Source organism: Arenimonas sp., assembly GCF_041919775.1.
Classification (GTDB): domain Bacteria; phylum Pseudomonadota; class Gammaproteobacteria; order Xanthomonadales; family Xanthomonadaceae; genus Arenimonas.
Window position 1 is genome coordinate 1 of the sequence record NZ_JAYRTE010000006.1, and the last position, 20364, is coordinate 20364.

General features: G+C 69.8%; 19 protein-coding genes. 10 read left to right on the top strand and 9 right to left on the bottom strand.

Annotation, left to right across the window (positions count from 1 at the left end; all coding sequences use genetic code 11):
- Positions 1-67 precede the first annotated feature (67 nt).
- From ACE3TE_RS05415 to ACE3TE_RS05440, 6 genes are read right to left on the bottom strand one after another with little or no spacing between them, the layout of a single operon-like run.
- Positions 68-1384, bottom strand: coding sequence for a PAS domain-containing sensor histidine kinase (locus ACE3TE_RS05415; RefSeq protein WP_374602912.1), 1317 nt, complete (start codon positions 1382-1384; stop codon positions 68-70).
- Between the two features lie 6 nt (positions 1385-1390).
- Entirely contained in the window at positions 1391-2755 is a 1365-nt protein-coding gene (locus ACE3TE_RS05420; protein WP_374602914.1) for a sigma-54-dependent transcriptional regulator, read from the bottom strand.
- 15 nt (positions 2756-2770) lie between these two features.
- On the bottom strand, positions 2771-3997 hold the full coding sequence (locus ACE3TE_RS05425; protein ID WP_374602915.1) for an ABC transporter permease: 1227 nt from the start codon (positions 3995-3997) through the stop codon (positions 2771-2773).
- A 12-nt stretch (positions 3998-4009) separates the two neighbouring features.
- Complete coding sequence (locus tag ACE3TE_RS05430; RefSeq protein ID WP_374602917.1) at positions 4010-5332, bottom strand: ABC transporter permease; 1323 nt, start codon at positions 5330-5332, stop codon at positions 4010-4012.
- 10 nt (positions 5333-5342) lie between these two features.
- A complete protein-coding gene (locus tag ACE3TE_RS05435; RefSeq protein ID WP_374602919.1) occupies positions 5343-6065 on the bottom strand; it encodes an ABC transporter ATP-binding protein in 723 nt (240 codons plus the stop codon).
- Positions 6066-6077: 12 nt separating this feature from the next.
- Positions 6078-7358 carry an efflux RND transporter periplasmic adaptor subunit gene (locus ACE3TE_RS05440; RefSeq protein WP_374602921.1) on the bottom strand — a complete coding sequence of 427 codons (1281 nt, stop codon included), beginning with the start codon at positions 7356-7358 and terminating at the stop codon, positions 6078-6080.
- Positions 7359-7566: 208 nt separating this feature from the next.
- Between ACE3TE_RS05440 and glmS the strand changes: the two genes are divergently transcribed.
- From glmS to ACE3TE_RS05460, 4 genes are all read left to right on the top strand, one after another.
- Positions 7567-9390: a glutamine--fructose-6-phosphate transaminase (isomerizing) gene (gene glmS, locus ACE3TE_RS05445; protein ID WP_374602922.1), complete on the top strand. Its 1824-nt coding sequence runs from the start codon at positions 7567-7569 to the stop codon at positions 9388-9390.
- Between the two features lie 94 nt (positions 9391-9484).
- The gene (locus ACE3TE_RS05450) at positions 9485-10165 is read left to right on the top strand and encodes a cupin domain-containing protein (protein WP_374602924.1); all 681 of its coding nucleotides are present in this window, start codon (positions 9485-9487) and stop codon (positions 10163-10165) included.
- Positions 10162-11079, top strand: coding sequence for an SDR family oxidoreductase (locus ACE3TE_RS05455; RefSeq protein WP_374602926.1), 918 nt, complete (start codon positions 10162-10164; stop codon positions 11077-11079). Before ACE3TE_RS05450 ends, ACE3TE_RS05455 begins: the two co-directional genes overlap by 4 nt.
- 33 nt (positions 11080-11112) lie before the next feature.
- Positions 11113-11328 (top strand): oxidoreductase-like domain-containing protein, encoded by a 216-nt coding sequence (locus tag ACE3TE_RS05460; RefSeq protein ID WP_374602928.1) that lies wholly within the window; start codon positions 11113-11115, stop codon positions 11326-11328.
- Here ACE3TE_RS05460 and ACE3TE_RS05465 read toward each other — a convergent pair.
- On the bottom strand, positions 11304-12110 hold the full coding sequence (locus ACE3TE_RS05465) for a hypothetical protein (protein WP_374602930.1): 807 nt from the start codon (positions 12108-12110) through the stop codon (positions 11304-11306). The two genes, ACE3TE_RS05460 and ACE3TE_RS05465, sit on opposite strands and share 25 nt — an antisense overlap.
- A gap of 129 nt (positions 12111-12239) precedes the next feature.
- Between ACE3TE_RS05465 and ACE3TE_RS05470 the strand changes: the two genes are divergently transcribed.
- The gene (locus tag ACE3TE_RS05470) at positions 12240-12818 is read left to right on the top strand and encodes a TIGR00730 family Rossman fold protein (RefSeq protein WP_374602932.1); all 579 of its coding nucleotides are present in this window, start codon (positions 12240-12242) and stop codon (positions 12816-12818) included.
- A 4-nt stretch (positions 12819-12822) separates the two neighbouring features.
- On the opposite strand, the gene ACE3TE_RS05475 is transcribed toward ACE3TE_RS05470, so the two are convergent.
- Both ACE3TE_RS05475 and ACE3TE_RS05480 read right to left on the bottom strand, forming a co-directional pair.
- Positions 12823-13212, bottom strand: a complete 390-nt coding sequence (locus ACE3TE_RS05475; protein ID WP_374602934.1) for a TfoX/Sxy family protein — start codon at positions 13210-13212, stop codon at positions 12823-12825.
- A 24-nt stretch (positions 13213-13236) separates the two neighbouring features.
- Positions 13237-13725: a GAF domain-containing protein gene (locus ACE3TE_RS05480; RefSeq protein ID WP_374602936.1), complete on the bottom strand. Its 489-nt coding sequence runs from the start codon at positions 13723-13725 to the stop codon at positions 13237-13239.
- A 70-nt stretch (positions 13726-13795) separates the two neighbouring features.
- On the opposite strand from ACE3TE_RS05480, the gene ACE3TE_RS05485 reads away from it, so the two are divergent.
- The 5 genes from ACE3TE_RS05485 to ACE3TE_RS05505 all read left to right on the top strand — a co-directional run bounded on the left by ACE3TE_RS05485 (position 13796) and on the right by ACE3TE_RS05505 (position 20331).
- Positions 13796-14551 carry a TMEM175 family protein gene (locus ACE3TE_RS05485; RefSeq protein ID WP_374602938.1) on the top strand — a complete coding sequence of 252 codons (756 nt, stop codon included), beginning with the start codon at positions 13796-13798 and terminating at the stop codon, positions 14549-14551.
- On the top strand, positions 14548-15234 hold the full coding sequence (gene bioD, locus ACE3TE_RS05490; protein WP_374602940.1) for a dethiobiotin synthase: 687 nt from the start codon (positions 14548-14550) through the stop codon (positions 15232-15234). Before ACE3TE_RS05485 ends, bioD begins: the two co-directional genes overlap by 4 nt.
- Positions 15235-15391: 157 nt before the next feature.
- Complete coding sequence (locus ACE3TE_RS05495) at positions 15392-16576, top strand: efflux RND transporter periplasmic adaptor subunit (protein WP_374602942.1); 1185 nt, start codon at positions 15392-15394, stop codon at positions 16574-16576.
- A gap of 15 nt (positions 16577-16591) precedes the next feature.
- Positions 16592-19705 carry an efflux RND transporter permease subunit gene (locus ACE3TE_RS05500; RefSeq protein WP_374602943.1) on the top strand — a complete coding sequence of 1038 codons (3114 nt, stop codon included), beginning with the start codon at positions 16592-16594 and terminating at the stop codon, positions 19703-19705.
- Positions 19702-20331, top strand: coding sequence for a TetR/AcrR family transcriptional regulator (locus tag ACE3TE_RS05505; RefSeq protein WP_374602945.1), 630 nt, complete (start codon positions 19702-19704; stop codon positions 20329-20331). The genes ACE3TE_RS05500 and ACE3TE_RS05505 overlap by 4 nt, the downstream gene beginning before the upstream one ends.
- Positions 20332-20364: the final 33 nt, after the last annotated feature.

The window sequence follows — 20364 nt, forward strand, 5'->3', positions numbered from 1 at the left end:
GAATCCTTTCTTGGCCGAAGGCAAAGCCAGAAGATTCGCGCCTGAAGGCGCTCCTACAGACCTCGTATCAGTCTTCGGCGACGGGGAGGACCAGCGAGACCTGCAGGCCGCCGCCATCCCGGTTTGAAAGCCCAATCCGGCCGCCATGCGCCTCGGCGATCTCGCGCGCCAGCGCCAGGCCCAGGCCGGTGCCGCTGCGTTTGGTGGAATAAAACGGCACCAGCGCATTGGCCAGCACGGCCTCGCCCATGCCGGTGCCGCGGTCGAGCACCTCGATGCGCAGCAGGCCGCCGCCACGGCGCACGCGCAGCTGCACGTCCTCGGCCGCCGAGCCCGATTCATGGGCGTTCTTGAGCAGGTTGATCAGCGCCTGTTCCATCTGCGGCACGTCGACGCGAACCGAACCCGGCGGCAGTTCGCCGTCGAGCCCGAAGCTGATCTGGCTGTGCAGCCGGTCCACCAGCACCGACCAGGGCGTGGCTTCGAGCCGCGGCGCCGGCAGCTTGGCGAAACGCGCATAACCACGGATGAAGCCCTCGAGGTGGCGTGCACGCTCTTCGATCATGCCGAAGATCGCCTCGAGCTTCTCGGTCTGCCCGCGCCGCGTCAGCTCGGCGCCCGAATGCGCCAGCGACGCCACCGGCGCCAGCGAATTGTTGAGCTCGTGGCTGATCACCCGGATCACCTTCTTCCATGTCTGCACTTCCTGCCGGCGCAGTTCGGTCGTGAGCTGGCGCAGCAGCAGCAGCTCATGCGGCCGGCCGTTGAGCCGGAAACCGCGGCGGGCCAGGTGGTAGACGTCCTCCTCCTCGCCTTCGCCGACCGAAAACAGGCCGTCGCCGCCGCGGTCCAGCGCTTCGGAAAGCGCGGGCGGCGCCGCCTGCACCAGTGCTTCCAGCGCCAGCCCCTCGATCTTGCGGCCGTCGTTGAGCAGGCGGCGCGCGGCCAGGTTCGCGTACACCACGTGGCCGCCGTCGGCGACCAGCAGCATCGCCACCGGCGTGTTCTGCACCATCGTGTCGAGCAGCAGTTCGCGCTGCACCAGGGCCAGGCGCTGTTCGCGCAGCACGCCGCCCAGCTCGTTGTGCGCGGCGACCAGGTCACCCAGCTCGTCGCGGTGCGGCCAGCGCAGGCCGAAGCTGAAGTCGCCGTCGCGGTAGCTGAGCGTGGTGCCGGCCAGCGCGCGGAACAACGAAAGCACCGGTCGCGCGGCGCGGCGCATCACCCACATCGACAGCAGCAGTCCCGCCGCCACCGCCACCAGGCCAGCCAGCAGGCGGCTTTCGAAAACGCTGGCAAGCAGCAGCGCCAGCACGACGGACACCGCGGCCACCGCGGCGCCAAGCAGGGCCAGGGTGCCGGCGATCGAGCGGCGTGCGGGCATGCGGGCTCAGGGCCGGGCGATGCCCAGGCGCTCCATGCGGCGGTAGAGGGCCTGGCGGCTGAGCCCCAGTTCGATGGCGGCCTGCGACACCACGCCGCCGGCGCGCGCCAGCGCCTGTTCGATGCTGTCGCGGTCGAGCTCCGGTTCCGGGCCCGAGGCCGGATGGGCCGCGGACGCGGCGACGACCGGCAGGCCCAGTTCGCCGGCCTGGATCACCGGGCTCGCGCTGAGCAGGCAGGCGCGCTGCATCACGTTCTTGAGTTCGCGCACGTGGCCGGGCCAGGCGTGGCGCTGCAGCGCCTGCGCCGCGCCTTCCGACAGCGACTTGCCGGCGGCCAGGAAGGACTGCGCGAGCGGCAGGATGTCGCGCGGGCGTTCGGCCAGCGGCGGGATGCGGATCTCGATGAGGTTGAGCCGGTAGAACAGGTCTTCGCGAAAACGACCCTCGCGGATCATCGCCGGCAGGTCGGCATTGGTGGCGCTGATCACCCGCACCTTCACCTGCTTCTCGCGGTTCGAACCCAGGCGGCTGAAGCGGCCGGTTTCAAGCACGCGCAGCAGCTTCATCTGTCCCTCCGGCGGCAGGTTGCCGATTTCGTCCAGGAACAGGGTGCCGCCGTCGGCCGCCTCGAACTTGCCCTCGCGGGCCTTGCCGGCGCCGGTGTAGGCGCCGGCGTCGGCGCCGAACAGTTCGGCCTCGATGAGCTCCGACGGCAGCGCGCCGCAGTTGAGCGTGACGAAGGGCCCGTCCTTCACCGATGAATTGGCCTGCAGGATCTCGGCGATCTTTTCCTTGCCCGAGCCGTTGGGCCCGGTCACGAGCACCGGCACGTCGGCGCGCGCGACCTGGGTGGCCAGGCACAGCACGCGCTCCATCGCCGGGTCGGCCCAGACCAGGCCGCGCAGGTCGTGGTCGCGTTCGAGCTCGCGGCGCTGCCGGTGGTCGCGGCGTGCGCAATCGGCCATCGCACGCGTCGCCTGGCCCAGCTCCAGCAGGTTGCCTACGGTCGCCAGCAGCTTGCGGTCGTCCCAGGGTTTGGCCAGGTAGTCGGCGGCGCCGGCCTTGACCAGGTCCACCGCGGCTTCGAGGTGGGTCCAGGCCGTGAGCAGGATGACGGGCAGGTCGGGGTGCGCGGCGCGGATCGCCTTGAACAGCGCCTCGCCTTCTTCGCCCGAGGTGGTGTCCTGGGTGAAGTTCATGTCCTGGATGACCAGGTCCACGGCTTGCGTCGCCAGCAAGGCCAGCCCTTCGTCCGGCGACGAGGCGCGCAGCGTGCGGTAGTCGTGCAGCGAAAACAGCACTTCCAGCGCGGCGGCCACCGACGGGTTGTCGTCGATGACCAGCAGGGTGGCGTGGCTCGGTGGCGGCATGGGCCTAATCTACCTTCAGGCCGTGCGGGTGGCGATGGCCGGCGGCACCGCCGCGGCGCGCCAGGCCGGGCCAAGCACGGCCAGCAGGCCAAGCAGCCACATGCCGGCCATGGTCAGGCCCAGGTAGGCCACCGGCAGCCTCGGCAGCTCCAGCTCGGCGACCAGGAAGTTGTTGAGCGCGATCGCGAGCGCGATGCCGACCGCGATGCCGCCGGTGGTGATCATCAGGTTCTCGACCAGGAAGTAGCGAAGGATGTCGGCCTTGCGCGCACCGATCGCGCGGCGCACGCCGATCTGCTTGCGCCGCTGGTTCACCCACAGGCTGGCCATGCCGACGATGCCCGAGGCGGTGATCAGCAGCAGGAAAACCGTGACTGCGATCAGCAGGCCGGCCATCAGGCGCTCGCCGGCGTAGCGGCCCTCGCGCGACTCCACCAGCGTGCGGCGGCTGAGCAGCACGCGGTCGTTGCTCAGGCCCAGCAGCACCTTCTCGACCTCGGCCATCACCTGGGCGTGGCGGCCGGGTTCGGTGCGCACGGCATAGCGGGTGAAGGGGTCGAGGTAGCGGATCGGCAGGATCAGGCTGTATTCGGCGGCGTCACCGACGTTGGCCCAGGGCGTCTGCAGCCGCTCGACCACGCCGATGACCTGCACCGGCGGGTTGTCGGGGCCGCCGAGGTAGATCGACTTGCCGAGCACCGAGGTCGCGTCGGGCCACAGCGCGGTGGCCATGGCCTGGGTGATGATGGCGACGCTGGGCTGGTTGCGGTCCACCTGCGGGTCGGACTCGATGTAGTCGCCGGGCTGGAAATCCCGCCCTTCGACCAGCTTCAGGCCGAAGGCATCGATCAGCGACTCGGGCGTGAAGTACTGCCCGGCCGAAGACACCGGCGAGTCCCGCTGGTCGGTGGAGGTGACCACCGGGCCGACGGTCCAGCCCGACTGCCCCAGCGGCACCTGGTTGGTCCAGGCGGCGGACACGACGCCGGGCACCGCGCGGATGGCCTCCATGTCGCGCAGCTGCATGCCGCGGACATCGCTGATGGTCCGGTACGGATAGAAGCGCAGCTCGGAGATGTTGGCCTCGTCGGCGCCGCTGGGCCGGGCGGCCGTGGCCAGCCGGTCCTGGATGATGTACAGCGCGTTGCAGACGATGGCCAGCGTCAGCGCGACCTGGGCCGCGATCAGCAGCGGCGCGGTCTTGTTGCGCAACAGGGCCGAAAGGATGGGGCGGATTTCCATGGCGGCGGGTCCTTACTGGCTCTTGAGCTGGAGGGCGGGCACGACCTGGCAGGCGCGCCAGGTGGGCAACAGGCCGGCGATGATCGCCGCGGCCACGGAAACCACCACCGCGATGGCGAGCATCGGCAGGTCCAGGTGGGTCAGCCGGGCGATGCCCTGGTTGAAGTCGCGGATGAAGGCCAGCGCGCCCAGGGTCAGCGCGATGCCGGCGCCGGCGCCGACCAGGCCGATCACCGCGGCTTCGGTGAGGTACTGGCGGAAGACTTCGCCGCGCGACGCGCCCAGAGCACGGCGCACGCCGATCTCGCCGGGCCTGGCGCTGAACTTGGCCAGCAGCAGGCCGACGGTGTTCACCAGGCACACCAGCAGGAAGCCGAAGGCCAGCCAGGTCGAGGTGCGGGTGTCGTCGCTGACCACCTCGCGCACGTCGAGCCATTCGCGCACGTCGTAAAGACGGTTGTTGAGCGGCAGTTCGAACCGGTTGAGCGCCTTCTGCTCGTTGACGTAGGCGGCCAGGTAGTCGGCGTAGGCCGCCCGGTCGCCGGCCGATTCCAGTTCCACCCACATCTGCACCCAGTTGCACTCGCCTTCGACAAGGCCGCGGAAGCCGGGCGAGGGCGGGGTGGAGTTGCAGCTGACGTTGCCGTTGACCTGCAGTTCGCGGGCGACCGCGGTGCGCAGCGGCAGGAAGATGTCCTCGCTGGTGTCGAAGCTGCGGCTGCCGACCAGGCGGTAGAACTTGGGCAGCGGGCTCCAGGTGTCGATGACGCCCACGACCTGGTATTCGCTGTCGCTGGCGCGCAGGGTCTTGCCGACGGGATTGACGCCTTCGCCGTAGACGCGCTCGGCCAGGCTGCGGCTGATCACCGCGACCTGGGTGCCGCGCTGGTCGTCGTCGGACGACCAGGGCTGGCCGTGCACGAAGGGCACGTCGAACATCGCGAAGAAGTCGCGTCCCACCGCCAGGCCATTGCTGAAGAACGGCGGCAGGTCGGGGCGGCCCGAATCAATCGGCGGGCCGACGCCGTAGATGGGCGTCTGGCGCAGGCCCTTGCCCGCCTCCCACAGCGCCAGCGCGTCGCGCATGGTCAGCTGTTCGGGCGGTTCGCGGTTGGCGTCGACGGTGCCGCCGTCGTTGGCGGGTCCGTTGTCGAGCAGCGGCACGAACAGGCGGTCGGACTTTTGCGGGATCGGGTCGCCGGACATGCCGCGCAGCAGGGTCAGCGTGGTCATCGACGCCGCCACGCCCACCGACAGCGTCAGCACCATCAGGGTCGTCAGCACCGGATTGCGGCGCAGGCTGCGAAAGCCCAGGGCAAGGTAGTAGCCGTACATGACGCTCTCCTCAGGCGGTCGCCGCGTGGGCGCCGGTGGCGCTGGCCAGGCTGCGCGCGGTTTCGTGGGTCAGGTCGCTGACCTGGCCGTCGATGATGTGCACGTTGCGGTGCGCGCGGGCGGCCAGCTCGGGGTCGTGGGTGACCATCAGGATGGTGGTGCCGGCGGCGTTGATTTCCTCGAGAAGCTCCATCACGCCGCGGGCCATCTGCGAGTCGAGGTTGCCGGTCGGTTCGTCGGCGAGCAGCACGCGCGGCGAGCCGGCCAGCGCGCGGGCGATCGCCACGCGCTGCTGCTGGCCGCCGGAAAGTTCGGCCGGGTAGTGCTTTATGCGCGAGGCCAGGCCGACCTGGGCCAGCGCGTCCTCGATGCGGCGCTTGCGCTCGGCGGCGCCGAAGCCGCGGTAGCGCAGCGGCACGTCGACGTTGTCGAACAGGTTCAGGTCGGGGATCAGGTTGAAGCCCTGGAAGATGAAGCCCAGCTTCTGGTTGCGCAGCTTCGAGCGGGCCGAATCGTCCAGGCCGCGCACGTCGACGCCGTCGAGCCAGTATTCGCCGCCGGTGAATTCCTCGAGCAGGCCGGCGATGTTGAGGAAGGTGGTCTTGCCCGAGCCCGAGGGGCCGGTGACGGCGACGAACTCGCCTTCCTTGACGTGGATGTCGAAGCCACGCAGGGCGTGGGTTTCGATCATGTGGGTGCGGTAGACCTTGCTCAGGTTGTTCATGCGCAGCATGGCGGAGTCCTTTTACTCGTTGATGGCGACGCGCTCGGCGCCGTCGAAGGTGTCGGTGCCCGAGATCACGATGCGCTCGCCGGGCTGCACGCCCTCGAGGATCTCGACCTCGCCCACGCTGGTGGCGCCCAGTACGATCGGACGGCGCACGGCGATACCGTCCTCGACCACGTAGGCGTGGCGGCCGCCCAGGGCTTCGACGAAGGGTCCGCGGGCGACCTTGGTCACGTCGGGCTTTTCCTCGAACAGCACGCGGGCGCTGACGCGCTGGTTCTGGCGCAGGCCGGCCGGCTGTTCGCCGGTGAAGCGCACGCGCGCCAGCACCTGGTTGTTGACGACCTCGGGCGAGATCGCGGAAAGGGTGCCGGTGGCGGTGGTGGCGCCGATGCGCACCTCGGCGGTCATGCCCAGGCCCAGGTCTTCGGCGTAGGACTCGGGCATTTCCAGCTCGACTTCCAGCCGGCTCAGGTCCACCACGGTCATCAGCGGGGTGTTGGCGACGACCACGGCGCGGTCGTCGACGCTGAGCGTGCCGATCACGCCGTCCACCGGCGCGCGCACGTTCAGTTCGTCCACGCGACGTTCGAGGTTCGCGGTGAGCAGGCGCTGGCGTTCGAGCAGCTGTTCCTGGGTCTTCAGGCCCAGGCCCACGTCCTGGGTTTCCAGCTGCGCGGCGGTGCCGGCGTGCTGGCTGCGGATGTCGGCGCTGGCCATGGCGTCCTTCGCACGCAGGTATTCCACTTCGGCGATCGCGCCGAGCTCGAAGCCGCGCTGCGCCCGCTGCAGGTCGCGAAGCGCGGCCAGGCGGGTCACTTCGGCATCGTCGGCCTCGCGCTTGGCCAGCAGGCTGGCCTTGCGCGCGAGGATGCGCTGGCGGGCGACTTCGGCCTCGAGCTGGGCCAGCGTGGCCTGCTCGCGCTGCAGTTCGTTCTGCAGTTCCGGGGAATCGATCACCGCCATCACGTCGCCCCGCGCCACGGTGTCGCCGGCCAGGATCTTCAGGGTCACGGTGCCGCCGGCCGGGGCATACAGGGTGGGGCTGACGGCGGCGACGACGCGGCCATTGGCAGTGGCGTCGCGCACCAGCAGGCCACGCTGCACTTCGGCGAAACGCAGGCGTTCGGCCGACACCGCACTGGCGCTGCCCAGCCAGCCGCTGAGCAGCCAGCCAACCAGCGCCACCGCCAGCACCGCGCCGCCGGCGAGGTAAAGCGGGCGGCGGGAGCGGGGCGCCTGGGCCTGGGAAAGGCTGCGGTCCTGGGCGGAGGTGTCGCGGATCATCGGGGAATCCATGCTGGGTGGGTCTGCGATAAACAATGCAACCACCGTGCCAGCCGGCAAGTCCCTGTCCTGAAAGGAAAAGATCCCTGTCCGCAGCGTCCGCCGCAGCCCCGTCCGGACGCCCGGCGGACACCCGCGCTGTCCCTGCGAATCCTTCGCCCGCGTAATGCCATCTGCTTCCCTTAAACTTGCCGGTCAGTCACCAAGGAACGCCTCGCCCATGTGTGGAATCGTCGGTATCAGCGCCACCCGGCCCATCGTCCAGCACCTGATCGCCGGCCTTGCCGCGCTCGAGTACCGCGGTTACGACTCCGCCGGCGTCGCCCTGCTTACCGGTGACGGCATTTCCCGGCTGCGCGCCAAGGGCAAGGTGCGCGACCTGGTCGCCCTGCAGGCCGAAACCGGCCTGGACGGCCACTGCGGCATCGCCCACACCCGCTGGGCCACCCACGGCGTGCCAAGCGAAGGCAACGCGCACCCGCACGTGTCGGGCGACGTGAGCCTGGTGCACAACGGCATCATCGAAAACCACGCCGCGCTGCGCGCCGAGCTGCAGGCCGAGGGCTACGCCTTCACTTCGCAGACCGACACCGAAGTGGTGGCGCACCTGGTTGAACGCGCCCAGCGCCAGGGCCTGTCGCTGCTGGCGGCGGTGCAGCAGGTGGTCAAGGGCCTGCACGGCGCCTACGCGATCGCGGCGATCTCGGCGCGCGAACCCGGCACCGTGGTCGGCGCCCGCTTCGGCGCGCCGCTGATCGTCGGCCTGGGCGAGGGCGAACAGTACCTGGCGTCCGACGTGCACGCGCTGCTGCCGCTGACCAAGCGCTTCATGTACCTCGAGGAAGGCGACGTCGCGGAAGTCACCGTCGACGGCATCCACATCTTCGACGCCGACGGCAAGCCGGCACAGCGCGAGGTCAAGGAATCGCACTTCAGCGCCGACGCGGTCGAGCTGGGCGAGTACGCCCACTACATGCTCAAGGAAATCCACGAGCAGCCGGTGGCCGTGGCCGACACCCTGGAAGGCCGCATCGCCGGCGGCAAGATCCTGACCCAGATCTTCGGCGTCGACGCCGAGCAGCTGCTGGCCGACACCCAGGCCGTGCACATCATCGCCTGCGGCACCAGCTACCACGCCGGCCTGGTGGCGCGTTACTGGATCGAGCAGCTCGCCGGCGTGCCCTGCACCGCGGAAATCGCCAGCGAGTACCGCTACCGCGACCCGGTGGTGCGCGAGGGCACGCTGTTCCTCACGATTTCCCAGTCCGGTGAAACCGCCGACACCCTGGCCGCGCTGAAGCTGGCCAAGGAGCGCCCGTACCTGACCCGGATGGCGGTCTGCAACGTGCCGGAATCATCGATCGTGCGCGAGTCGGCCCTGGTGCTGATGACCCGCGCCGGCCCCGAGATCGGCGTGGCCTCGACCAAGGCCTTCACCACCCAGCTGGTGGCGCTGGCGCTGTTCTCGCTGGCCCTGGCCCGCGCCAAGGGCCTGGACGACGAACGTTATTCCGACGGCGTGCGCCAGCTCGAGCGCCTGCCCGGCCACATCGCCGAGGTGCTCAAGCTCGACGAGGAGATCAAGGACCTGGCCGAACAGTTCATTGGCAAGCACCACGCCCTGTTCCTGGGCCGCGGCACGCACTGGCCGGTGGCGATGGAAGGCGCGCTCAAGCTCAAGGAAATCAGCTACATCCACGCCGAGGCCTACGCCGCCGGCGAGCTCAAGCACGGCCCGCTGGCGCTGGTGGACGAGGACATGCCGGTCATCGCGGTGGCGCCCAACGACCGCCTGATCGACAAGCTCAAGTCCAACCTCGAGGAAGTGCGCGCGCGCGGCGGCGTGCTCTACGCCTTCGTCGACGAAACCGTCGCCCACGGCCTGGACGCCGCGCGCGTGGTGATCCTGCCGGCCTCGGGCGAAATCGCCGCGCCGATCATCTCGACCATCCCGCTGCAGCTGCTGAGCTACCACGTGGCCGTGCAGCGCGGCACCGATGTGGACCAGCCGCGCAACCTGGCCAAGTCGGTGACGGTGGAATAAGCGGGGCGGGTGGCGGCGCGCCTGTCGCGGCGCCATCCACGCGCCGCCCACGCCGCCTGGCGCAGACTCGGCCCCAGACTTTTCCGAGCCGCCCATGCGCCTGAACGCCGATTTCACCCAACGCGTCGTCGTTCGCCCCGGCGACACGCCCTGGCAGGATTCTCCTTCGCCCGGCGTGTCCCGGCGGCTGCTCGACCGCGTCGGCGACGAGGCCGCGCGCGCGACCAGCCTGGTGCGTTACGCGCCAGGCTCGGTGTTCCCCGAACACGCGCATCCGGACGGCGAGGAAATCCTGGTGCTCGAGGGCGTGTTCAGCGACGAACACGGCGACCACGGCCCCGGCACTTACCTGCGCAACCCCGACGGCAGCCGGCATGCGCCGCGCAGCGCCAGCGGCTGCACGCTGTTCGTGAAACTGCGGCAGTTCCAGCCCGGCGACACCGACGCCGTGCGCATTGATACGAACGCCGGCGACTGGCGCCCGGGCCTGGTGCCCGGCCTGCGCGTGCTGCCCCTGCATTCCTTCGGCACCCAGCACACCGCGCTGGTGGACTGGGCGCCAGGCACGGTGTTCCAGCCGCACACGCACTGGGGCGGCGAGGAGATCCTGGTGCTCAGCGGCCAGTTCGAGGACGAACATGGCGTTTATCCCGCCGGCAGCTGGCTGCGCAGCCCGCACCTTTCGCAGCATGCGCCGCGGGCGCCCCTGGGAGCGCGCATCCTGGTCAAGACGGGGCACCTGGACGAAGACTTCCTGCGGCGGTGGGCGGCATGAAAAAGGCCCTCGGCGCCGCGTTCTTCTACGCGCGCTTCGCGCTGCCGTTCTCGCGCATCGGCTTCCGGCGTCGCGTCGGCAAGACCCGGCTGGAGGCCGATTTCAGCGGCCAGCGCTGGGTGGTCAGCGGTGCGACCGGCGGCATCGGCCAGGCCATCGCGCTCGGCGCCGCGGCGCGCGGGGCGACCGTGCTGGCGCTCGGACGCGATGCCGGCAAGCTCGATGAACTGGCCGGCCAGGCCGCCGGCGCCGGCCGCATCCAGCCGCTGCAGGTGGACCTGTCGCTGATGCAGGACGTCGCGCGTGTTGCCGGCGACATCGCCCGGAACGGCCGGGTGGACGTCGTGGTGCACAACGTCGGCGTGATGTGCCACGAATTCCGCCGGACCGCCGAAGGCCTGGAGCGCGGCTTCGCCACCAACCTGCTCGGCCACTGGGTGCTCGACCAGGGCCTGCGCCGCGGCGGTGCGCTGCACGAAGGCAGCGCCATCATTTCGATGAGTTCAGGCGGCATGTACGGCGCGGCGCTCGACATCGACGCACTGCAGGCGGCCGATGCCGGCAGCCACGACGGCTTCAATGCCTATGCCCAGCACAAACGCGCCCAGGTCGAGCTGACCCGTCACTGGAACAGCCTCGGTCCGGCCCAGCCGCGCGCGTGGGTGATGCATCCGGGCTGGGTCGACACCGACGGCGTGCGCAGCGCGCTGCCCGGCTTCCGCAAACTGTTCCGCAGCGTGCTCCGCGATGCCGCCGAAGGCGCCGACACCGCGCTGTGGCTGGCCGCCACGCGACCCGACACCGGCGAAGGCATCTGGCTCGACCGGCAGCGCGACGACGAGCACGCGTTCGCATTCACGCGGGCGGGTGCGAACGCGGACGCACTGGTGGCCGCCCTGCGTGCACACGGGTAGTGTTTGCCCCGAACCCCTGGACGGATTCGTTCGTTGACCACGCCGCCGCCTGACGACCCGCGCCCGGTCGAACCCGAGCGCCCGCTGCCGACCGACTGCTGCGACGGCGGCTGCGCCGTCTGCGTCTTCGACAGTTATGCCGAGGACATGGACCACTACCGCGAGCGGCTGGCGCAGTGGCAGGCAAGGCATCCGGGCCCCGATCGAGGCCCGGACGCGCCGGATCAGTCGACGCCGAAATCGAAGTAGCTGTCGTTGCCCGAGGCGAAGAAGCCCAGCACGCGCACCTGGCTGTTGTAGGTCACCAGGGCGTATTCGCCCGGCGCCAGGTCGCGTTCGGGCGTGACGCGGAACAGGGTGAAACCCTCGGGCGCGCCGGACTGGTCGGCCAGGGCTTCACCGCGCGTGGGCACGATGCGGTCGGGGTGGATGCCGGTGGAGTAGCTCCGGTAGCCGCCTCCGATCAGCACTTCGCGGGTGTTGTTGCGGCGCACCGCGAAGCTGGCCAGCGTGAGGTAGCTTTCCGGCTGGGCGTTGCCGGGCACCGCGATGTCGAAGGACGGCCGCGGATTGCTGACCCTCAGGCGTGCCTGGGGTCCGCTGAGCACGGCATAGGTGCCGACGCCGCCCCAGCCCATCGCGCGGGCCGCCGTGCGCACCTGCGCCACGGTGTAGCGCATCTGGTGGCGCTGGCCCTCGTCCACGAGCACGATCTCCTCGGGATTGATGCGAGTCGCGTCGTTGCCGGACTTGCCGGCGGGCGCGGCACCGCCGGCCCCGGCGCTGATCATGGCCTCGACCACGGATTCATCGACGCCGGCCTGCTTGAGCGCGATCAGGCCATCGGGCGAGGTGTCGAAGTCGGACGGCGCGCTGCGCACGGTCAGCCGCACCGTGTCCGGCGACAGGCCGGCGTTGAGCATCTTGATCACGTCGGCGTTGGTCAGCGGCGCGGTTTCGGCGCGGACCGGGCCGGACAGGGCAAGCAGCGCCAGGCACAGGCCCAGCAGGATGGTTTTGGTGAACGGCATTTTTTTCCCCGGAAACAAGATTGAACGGATCGCCGCGGCCCTTCCCCGGTCCGCGTGCCCCCGGATGATAGCCGGACGACGGCCCCGGGGTGGCACAATGGCGGCCCCGAATCGCCACGGATTCCCGCCATGCGCGTCTGCGTCTATGCCGCTTCCAGCGCCCGGGTGGCGCCCGAATTCCACGCCGCCGCGCGCCAGCTCGGCGAAACCCTCGCGGCGCAGGGCTGCAGCATCGTTTACGGCGGCGGTTCGCAGGGCCTGATGGGCTCGCTGGCCGACGGCGCGCTGTCGAAGGGCGGCGAGGTGGTCGGCATCCTGCCGAAGTTCATGGCCGACCTCGAATGGGGCCACCCGGGCCTGACCCACCTGGAGCTGGTGGAGGACATGCGCGAGCGCAAGCACAAGCTGCTCACCGGCTCCGATGCCGTGGTCGCGCTGCCCGGCGGCTGCGGCACGCTCGAGGAACTGTTCGAGGCGATCACGCTCAAGCGCCTGGGCATCTACTTCAGCCCGATCCTGCTGCTGAACGTGCGCGGCTTCTACGCGCCGCTGCAGGGTTTCATGGAGTCGGTGATCGAAGAGCGCTTCATGAACCCGGAGCACGCGGCGATGTGGTCGCTGGTCGACCGCGTCGAGGACGTGCTGCCGACGATCCGGGCCACGCCGCCCTGGCGCGAGGACGCGCGCGAGTACGCGGTGGTGCGCTAGCCGCTCAGTCGTCCCGCGACGACGAAGGATCGTCGAAACCGAAGCCCGGGCCGGGCATGTCGCTTTCGTCCTCGCCGTCCAGATGCACGGTTTTCACCGGCGCGGCGGCCGGCATGCGCTTGTTCTTCGGCAGCGGCAGCTTGGCGACCTCGTCACCCGCGGCCAGCACCAGTTCGCTGCGGCGCTCGTCCGGGATTTCCTGCCAGTGGCAGCCCAGGATCGCGCCTTCCAGCGCGTAAAGCAGGTTCAGGCTGGGCTTGAACCCGGCGCGCTTGACCCGCACGAAGGCCGCCAGCGCACCCACCGACTCCAGGTCTTCCTGGCTGCGGATGCCGGTCTGGCGCAGCCAGGCGGCGGATTTCGGGCCGATGTTGCGCAGTTTGGTTCCGGTCATTCCTCTGTCCTGTCCCCGGTCGGTTCAGGCCGGGCCCAACGTCTGGATGAACGCAGCGGCGATCGCTTCGAGGCCAGCCTGGTCGTCCGCGTCGAAGCGGTCGGTGACCGGGCTGTCGAGGTCGAACACGCCCACCAGCTGGTCGCCAAGGTACAGCGGCACCACCAGCTCCGAACGCGAGGCCGCGTCGCAGGGGATGTGGCCCGGGAAGGCCTCGACGTCGGCGATGCGCTGGGTTTGCCGGGTCTGCGCGGCGGTGCCGCAGACCCCGCGGCCGAGCGCGATGCGCACGCAGGCCGGGTGGCCCTGGAAAGGGCCGACCACCAGTTCCTTGCCGTCGTAGAAGTAGAAGCCGACCCAGTTGAGCTCCGGCAGCGCGTGGTAGACCAGCGCCGACAGGTTGGCGGCATTGGCGACCCGGTCGGTTTCGCCGTGCATCAGGCCGCGGGCCTGTTCAAGCAGCTGGTCGTACTGTTCGGCCTTGGTGCCGGTGAGGCTGGACTGCGCGAACATCGGCGCTCCATCGTTCGGTGTCGGGACGGTATTGTATGGCCTCGCGCCCGGGGGCGCGGGAGGGGTGGCGATGTTATGGAGCGTTGACCAGCTGGCGTCGTTGCCGCGCGAGGACGGCTTCCGGCTGCGCGGCCAGCAGGTGACACGGCTGGAAACCTTCGTCGACGCGGCCTTCGCCTTCGCGCTGACCTTGCTCGTGATCTTCTTCGAAAGCCTGCCCACTTCCTACGACGAACTGCGCGAAGCACTGCGCCGCCTGCCGACCTTCGTCCTGGGTTTCGTGCTGCTGGCCATGTTCTGGAGTGCGCACAATCGCTGGAGCCGGCGTTTCGGGCTCGACGACACGACGTCCACGGTGTGGTCGCTCGGACTGGTGCTGGTGATGCTGGTTTACGTGTATCCCCTGCGCATGGTGATCTCCAGCGGCCTGTGGCTGGCGACCGGTGGCTTCGTGCCCACGGAGCTGGTGCTCACCGGACCGGACGCGGTGTACGACCTGCAATGGGCCTTCATCATCTACGGCATGGGCTTCGGTGGGCTGGCGACCCTGGTCTGGCTGCTCAACCGGCACGCGCTGCGCCGCGCCGACGACCTGGGCCTGGACGCGCTCGAGCGCCATGAAGCGCGCACCGAAGCTGGCGTGCAAGCCATCCTGGCGGCCAGTGCCGCGGTCAGCATCGTCGCGGCCTTCGGAATGATGGCGGTGCCGCGCGACCAGTTCACCTACCTGCTAAGTGGCCTGCCCATGTTCGCCTACCCGCTGCTGGGCATCGTCATCCCGGCGTTCACCGCGCGTCGCCAGCGCCTGCGCCCGGTTGCGGCATGAGCGGGGACCTGTTCGCCCGCGGCTGTTTCGTCACCGGCACCGACACCGGGGCCGGAAAGACCTTCGCGTCCGCCGTGCTGCTGCACGCGATGCGCCGCGACGGCCGCCCGGCCGTGGGCATGAAGCCGGTCGCCAGCGGCTGCGAGCGTACGAACGAGGGCTGGCGCAACGAAGACGCGCTGGCCCTGCAGGCGGCCAGCGATCCCCGGCCCGGCTACCAGCTGGTCAACCCCTATGCCTTGCCCGAACCCACCGCGCCGCAGATCGCCGCCGCGATGGCCGGCGTGCAGGTCGAGCTGGCGACGCTGCTGGCCGCGCACGGGGTCCTGGCCGGCCAGGCTGGCGGCCGGGTGCTGGTCGAAGGCGTCGGCGGCTGGCTGGCGCCGCTGGCCGATGGCCTCGAGCAGGCCGACCTGGCCCGCGCGCTGGACCTGCCGTTGGTGCTGGTGGTCGGCCTGCGCCTGGGCTGCCTGAACCACGCGCGCCTGACCGCCCGCGCCGTGGAAGCCGACGGCTGCCGCCTGGCCGGGTGGATCGGCAATCAGGTCGAGGCACCGGGCCCGCATGCCGCGGCCTACCTTGACCTGCTGCGCAACGCCCTGCCGGGCCCCTGCCTGGGCCTGCTGCCGTTTGCGCCCGGGGCCGCGCCCGCGGACCTGGCCGCGAAGCTGTCGCTGGCCTGAACGAAGGCCCGAAAAACGGTCGGAAACCCCCGGAAACAGGCCATCAGTTGGCTTGACAGCGGCCGATTCAAACCTAGAATGACCGTTCATTCTTTTGCGCCCGCGCCGGTTCCCCGGCCCGCGGGCGACCCCGCATTCTTTCTCCGAGAGGCATCCCATGTCCGCGTCCGCCCGTTCCCGGCGTCTTCTGGCCGTCCCCGTGGCCGTCATCGCCGCCGCCAGTTTCCTGCTGGCCGCCTGCTCCGGCGAGCCGGCGCCGATGCAGATGCCTACGCCCGAAGTCACCGTGGTCACCCTGAAGGCGCAGCCGGTGCCGCTGACCCGCGACCTTGCCGGCCGTACCGTGCCCTTCGTGGTCGCAGAAGTGCGCCCGCAGGCCACCGGCATCGTCGAAAAGCGCCTGTTCGAGGAAGGCAGCCTGGTGAAGGAAGGGCAGGTGCTCTACCAGCTCGACGACGCCACCTACCGCGCCGCCCGCGCCGCCGCCGCCGCCAACCTTGCGCGCGCCCAGGCCTCGGCGAAGTCGGCGCGCCTGGCCGCGGAACGTTCCACCGAGCTGGTGGCGCAGAAGCTCGTGGCCCAGCAGGACCATGAGCGCACGATGGCCGCCGCCGCCGAAGCCGCCGCCGATGTTGCCGCCTACCGGGCCGCGCTGCAGTCCGCCGACGTCAGCCTGGGCTACACCCGCATCACCGCGCCGATCTCGGGCCGGGCCGGCAAGTCCGGCGTCACCCAGGGCGCGCTGGTCACCGCCAACCAGGAAACGGCGCTGGTGACGGTGCAGCAGCTCGATCCGATCTACGTGGACCTGTCACAGTCGGCCACCGAGCTGATGCAGCTGCGCAAGGACGTCGAGGCCGGTCGCGTCGAGCAGGGCACCGTCGAGGCGAAGATCCTGCTCGAGGACGGCACGCCCTACGCCCACGCCGGCACGCTGGAGTTCACCGACGTCACCGTCGACCCGGGAACCGGCAGCTACTCGCTGCGCGTGCGCGTGCCCAACCCCGACAACCTGCTGCTGCCGGGCATGTACGTGCGCGCCGTGGTCGAGCTGGGCACCCGCCCGGACGGCATCCTGGCGCCGCAGCAGGGCATCAGCCGCGACGCCAAGGGCAACGCCACCGCGCTGGTGGTGACGCCGGAAGGCAAGGTCGAAGCCCGCGTGGTGCAGACCAGCCGCACGGTCGGCGACCAGTGGCTGGTCGACGACGGCCTGCAGGCCGGCGACCGCGTGATCATCGAGGGCCTGCAGAAGGTCCAGCCGGGCGGCAGCGCCACGGCCGTCGAAGCCGGCGCCGCCGCCACCCCCGACGACGCGGCTCCGCCCGCGCCCGCCGAATAAGCCGAGGTCCCGACCATGGCAAGGTTTTTCATCGATCGCCCGATCTTCGCCTGGGTGATCGCCATCATCATCATGCTCGCCGGCGGCCTGGCGCTGACCCAGCTGCCGATCTCGCGATATCCGACGATCGCGCCGCCGACGATCACCATCAACGCCAGCTACCCGGGCGCGTCGGCGCAGGCCGCGGAAAACTCGGTCACCCAGATCATCGAGCAGGCGATGACCGGCCTCGACGGCCTGGACTACCTGTCCTCGACCAGTGATTCCAACGGTTCGGTGTCCGTCACGCTGACCTTCGAAACCGGCACCGATCCGGACATCGCCCAGGTGCAGGTGCAGAACAAGCTGCAGCTGGCCACCGCGCTGCTGCCGGGCATCGTGCAGCAGCAGGGCATTTCGGTGAACAAGGCCTCCAGCGGCTTCCTGCAGGTGCTGGGTTTTGTATCCGAAGACGGCTCGATGGACCGCAACGACATCTCCGACTACGTGTCTGCGAGCATCGTCGACCCGCTCAGCCGCGTGCCGGGCGTGGGCAGCGTGCAAGTGTTCGGCGGCAAGTATGCGATGCGCATCTGGCTCGACCCGGGCAAGCTCAACAGCTACCAGCTCGCGCCCAGCGACGTGGTGGCGGCGATCCAGGCGCAGAACGCGCAGGTCGCCGTCGGCCAGCTCGGCGGCACGCCGGCCATCGACGGCCAGCAGATCAACGCCACCATCACGGCCCAGGACCGCCTGCAGACGCCGGAGCAGTTCCGCGCCATCGTCGTGCGCGCCGATGCCGATGGTTCGACGCTGCGCCTGGGCGACATCGCCCGGGTCGAGATCGGGTCGGAAAACTATTCGGTGATCAGCCGCTACAACGGCAAGCCGGCCTCCGGCGTCGCGATCTCGCTGGCCACCAATGCCAACGCCCTGGCCACCGCCGACGGCGTGGCGGAGTTGATGGAGCAGATGAAGCCGAGCTTCCCGCCCGGCCTGAAAGTGGTGGTGCCCTTCGACACCACGCCCTTCGTGCGCGTTTCAATCAAGGAAGTCGTCAAGACCCTGGCCGAGGCCGTTGTGCTGGTGTTCCTGGTGATCTTCCTGTTCCTGCAGAACTTCCGCGCCACGCTGATCCCGACGATCGCGGTGCCGGTGGTGCTGCTGGGCACGCTGGCGATCCTGCTGGCGCTGGGTTTCTCGATCAACATGCTCACGATGTTCGCGATGGTGCTGGCGATCGGCCTGCTGGTGGACGACGCCATCGTCGTGGTCGAAAACGTCGAGCGCGTGATGAGCGAAGAGGGCCTGAGCCCCGTCGAGGCGACGCGCAAGTCGATGGACCAGATCACCGGCGCCCTCATCGGCATCGGCATGGTGCTGGCGGCGGTATTCATCCCGATGGGCTTCCTCACTGGTTCGACCGGCGTCATCTACCGCCAGTTCACCGCGACGATTGTCTCGGCGATGGGCCTGTCGGTGCTGGTGGCGATCGTCCTGACGCCGGCGCTGTGCGCGACCATGCTCAAGCCGCTCAAGAAGGGCGAACACCACGGCGAGAAGGGTTTCTTCAAGTGGTTCAACGGCCGCTTCGACGCCGGTAACAAGCGCTACCAGGGCTTCGTCGGCGGCATGCTACGCCGCGGCGGCCGTTTCCTGGTGATCTACCTGGTGCTGGCGGTGGCGATGGTCGCCGTGTTCCGCATCGTGCCCTCGTCCTTCCTGCCCGACGAGGACCAGGGCGTCGCCTTCACCATCGTGCAGACGCCGGTGGGCGCCACCCAGCAGCGCACGCAGAAGGTGATGGAGCAGGTCGAGGCGCATTACCTGCAGAACGAGGCCGACATCATCGAGTCCACCTTCGCCGTGCAGGGTTTCAGCTTCGCCGGCAGCGGCCAGAACAACGGCATGGTGTTCGTGAAGCTCAAGGACTGGGACGAACGCAGCAGCGACGAGGCCAGCGTCACCGCGCTGGTCGGCCGCGCGATGGGCGCCTTCAGCCAGATCAAGGACGCGATGGTGTTCGCGCTGGCGCCGCCGCCGGTGACCGAGCTCGGCACCACGGGCGGCTTCAACCTGTACCTCAAGGACAACCAGAACCAGGGCCACGAGGCGCTGATGGCCGCGCGCAACCAGCTGCTTGGCCTGGCGGCGCAAAGTCCGCTTCTGATGCAGGTGCGCCCGAACGGCCAGGAAGATTCGCCGCAGTTCCGCCTGGACGTGGACAACGACAAGGCCGCGGCGCTGGGCGTGTCGGTGGCCGAGATCAACAACACGCTGTCGGTCGCCTGGGGTGGTCGCTACATCGACGACTTCATCGACCGCGGCCGCGTCAAGCGCGTGTACGTGCAGGCCGACGCGCCGTTCCGCATGGTGCCGGAGGACTTCAACCTCTGGTACGTGCGCAACAACCAGGGCGAGATGGTGCCGTTCTCCTCGTTCGCCACCTGGCACTGGGAATACGGCTCGCCGCGCCTGGAACGCTACAACGGCGTGCCGGCGGTGAACGTCACCGGCATGGCGGCGCCAGGCGTGAGCTCGGGTGATGCGATGGCCGAGATGGAGCGGCTGGCCGGCGAGCTGCCGACCGGATTCGGCCTGGAATGGTCGGGCGCCTCCTACCAGGAGCGCGTGGCCGATGCGCAGGTGCCGCTGCTGTATGCGCTGTCGCTGCTGATCGTCTTCCTGTGCCTGGCGGCGCTGTACGAAAGCTGGACGATCCCGACCTCGGTGCTGCTGGTGGTGCCGCTGGGCATCCTGGGCACGGTGCTGTTCACCTGGCTGCGCGGGCTCGAGCGCGACGTGTACTTCCAGGTCGGTATGCTCACCACGGTTGGCCTGTCGAGCAAGAACGCGGTGCTGATCATCGAGTTCGCCAAGGCCAACCTCGAGAAGGGCATGGACCTGGTCGAAGGCACGCTGGCCGCGATTCGCGACCGCCTGCGCCCGATCCTGATGACCTCGATCGCCTTCGGCTTCGGCGTGCTGCCCCTGGCCATCGCCACTGGCGCCGGCTCGGGCGCGCAGCGCGCGATCGGCACCGGCGTGATCGGCGGCATGCTGGCCGGCACCTTCCTCGGCATCTTCTTCATCCCGCTGTTCTTCGTGACCGTGCGCCGGCTGTTCTACCGCAAGGAAGCCAAGCGATGAGCCCGATGCCGGCCGGCGGCGGCGCCAAGGCGAAGGCGCGCCAGGAAGCGCAGCGCGAACGCATCCTGGAAGCCGCCCGCACCTGCTTTTCCGAGGGCGGCTTCCACGGCACCGGCATGGCGGCGATCGCGCGCGCGGCCGGCATGAGCCAGGGCCTGATCTACCGCTACTTCACCAACAAGGCGGCGATCATCCGGGCCATCACCGACGAGCAGCGCGAAGAGCGCCGCGAGGCGCTGGCAGGCATCGCCACCTGTTCGGAGCTGGTGGACAAGCTGCTCGAGAAGATCGACGCCTGGCGCGAAAGCGGTCCGGGCGGCAGCTGCGAAGGCGGCTTCGACGCGGCGCTGTTCCTCGAAGTGTCGGCCGAGGCCACGCGCGACGCCGACATCGCCGCCGTGGTCACGGCGCAGGAGCCGCAGATCCGGGTCGACTTCGAAGACCTGGTGCGCCGAAGCGCCGCCGCCGCCGGCAAGCCGCTCGAGGCCGACGCGGTGCGCCGCCGCACGGTGGTGATGCGCTGCCTCGTGGACGGCCTGATCCTTTGTTACGTGCGCGACCCCCAGCAGGACCGCGCCGTGCTGCGCCAGAGCCTGCAGGAAGCCATCACCGCCCTCTGCCTGTAGCCCGCCCTGTGGGAGGGACTTCAGTCCCGATGC

What these genes read in the sequence shown, in the direction of transcription:
- ACE3TE_RS05415 (WP_374602912.1), bottom strand. Translation starts at nt 1,384, where the DNA reads ATGCCCGCACGCCGCTCGATCGCCGGCACCCTGGCCCTGCTTGGCGCC.
- ACE3TE_RS05420 (WP_374602914.1), bottom strand. Translation starts at nt 2,755, where the DNA reads ATGCCGCCACCGAGCCACGCCACCCTGCTGGTCATCGACGACAACCCG.
- ACE3TE_RS05425 (WP_374602915.1), bottom strand. Translation starts at nt 3,997, where the DNA reads ATGGAAATCCGCCCCATCCTTTCGGCCCTGTTGCGCAACAAGACCGCG.
- ACE3TE_RS05430 (WP_374602917.1), bottom strand. Translation starts at nt 5,332, where the DNA reads ATGTACGGCTACTACCTTGCCCTGGGCTTTCGCAGCCTGCGCCGCAAT.
- ACE3TE_RS05435 (WP_374602919.1), bottom strand. Translation starts at nt 6,065, where the DNA reads ATGCTGCGCATGAACAACCTGAGCAAGGTCTACCGCACCCACATGATC.
- ACE3TE_RS05440 (WP_374602921.1), bottom strand. Translation starts at nt 7,358, where the DNA reads ATGGATTCCCCGATGATCCGCGACACCTCCGCCCAGGACCGCAGCCTT.
- glmS (WP_374602922.1), top strand. Translation starts at nt 7,567, where the DNA reads ATGTGTGGAATCGTCGGTATCAGCGCCACCCGGCCCATCGTCCAGCAC.
- ACE3TE_RS05450 (WP_374602924.1), top strand. Translation starts at nt 9,485, where the DNA reads ATGCGCCTGAACGCCGATTTCACCCAACGCGTCGTCGTTCGCCCCGGC.
- ACE3TE_RS05455 (WP_374602926.1), top strand. Translation starts at nt 10,162, where the DNA reads ATGAAAAAGGCCCTCGGCGCCGCGTTCTTCTACGCGCGCTTCGCGCTG.
- ACE3TE_RS05465 (WP_374602930.1), bottom strand. Translation starts at nt 12,110, where the DNA reads ATGCCGTTCACCAAAACCATCCTGCTGGGCCTGTGCCTGGCGCTGCTT.
- ACE3TE_RS05470 (WP_374602932.1), top strand. Translation starts at nt 12,240, where the DNA reads ATGCGCGTCTGCGTCTATGCCGCTTCCAGCGCCCGGGTGGCGCCCGAA.
- ACE3TE_RS05475 (WP_374602934.1), bottom strand. Translation starts at nt 13,212, where the DNA reads ATGACCGGAACCAAACTGCGCAACATCGGCCCGAAATCCGCCGCCTGG.
- ACE3TE_RS05480 (WP_374602936.1), bottom strand. Translation starts at nt 13,725, where the DNA reads ATGTTCGCGCAGTCCAGCCTCACCGGCACCAAGGCCGAACAGTACGAC.
- ACE3TE_RS05485 (WP_374602938.1), top strand. Translation starts at nt 13,796, where the DNA reads ATGTTATGGAGCGTTGACCAGCTGGCGTCGTTGCCGCGCGAGGACGGC.
- bioD (WP_374602940.1), top strand. Translation starts at nt 14,548, where the DNA reads ATGAGCGGGGACCTGTTCGCCCGCGGCTGTTTCGTCACCGGCACCGAC.
- ACE3TE_RS05495 (WP_374602942.1), top strand. Translation starts at nt 15,392, where the DNA reads ATGTCCGCGTCCGCCCGTTCCCGGCGTCTTCTGGCCGTCCCCGTGGCC.
- ACE3TE_RS05500 (WP_374602943.1), top strand. Translation starts at nt 16,592, where the DNA reads ATGGCAAGGTTTTTCATCGATCGCCCGATCTTCGCCTGGGTGATCGCC.
- ACE3TE_RS05505 (WP_374602945.1), top strand. Translation starts at nt 19,702, where the DNA reads ATGAGCCCGATGCCGGCCGGCGGCGGCGCCAAGGCGAAGGCGCGCCAG.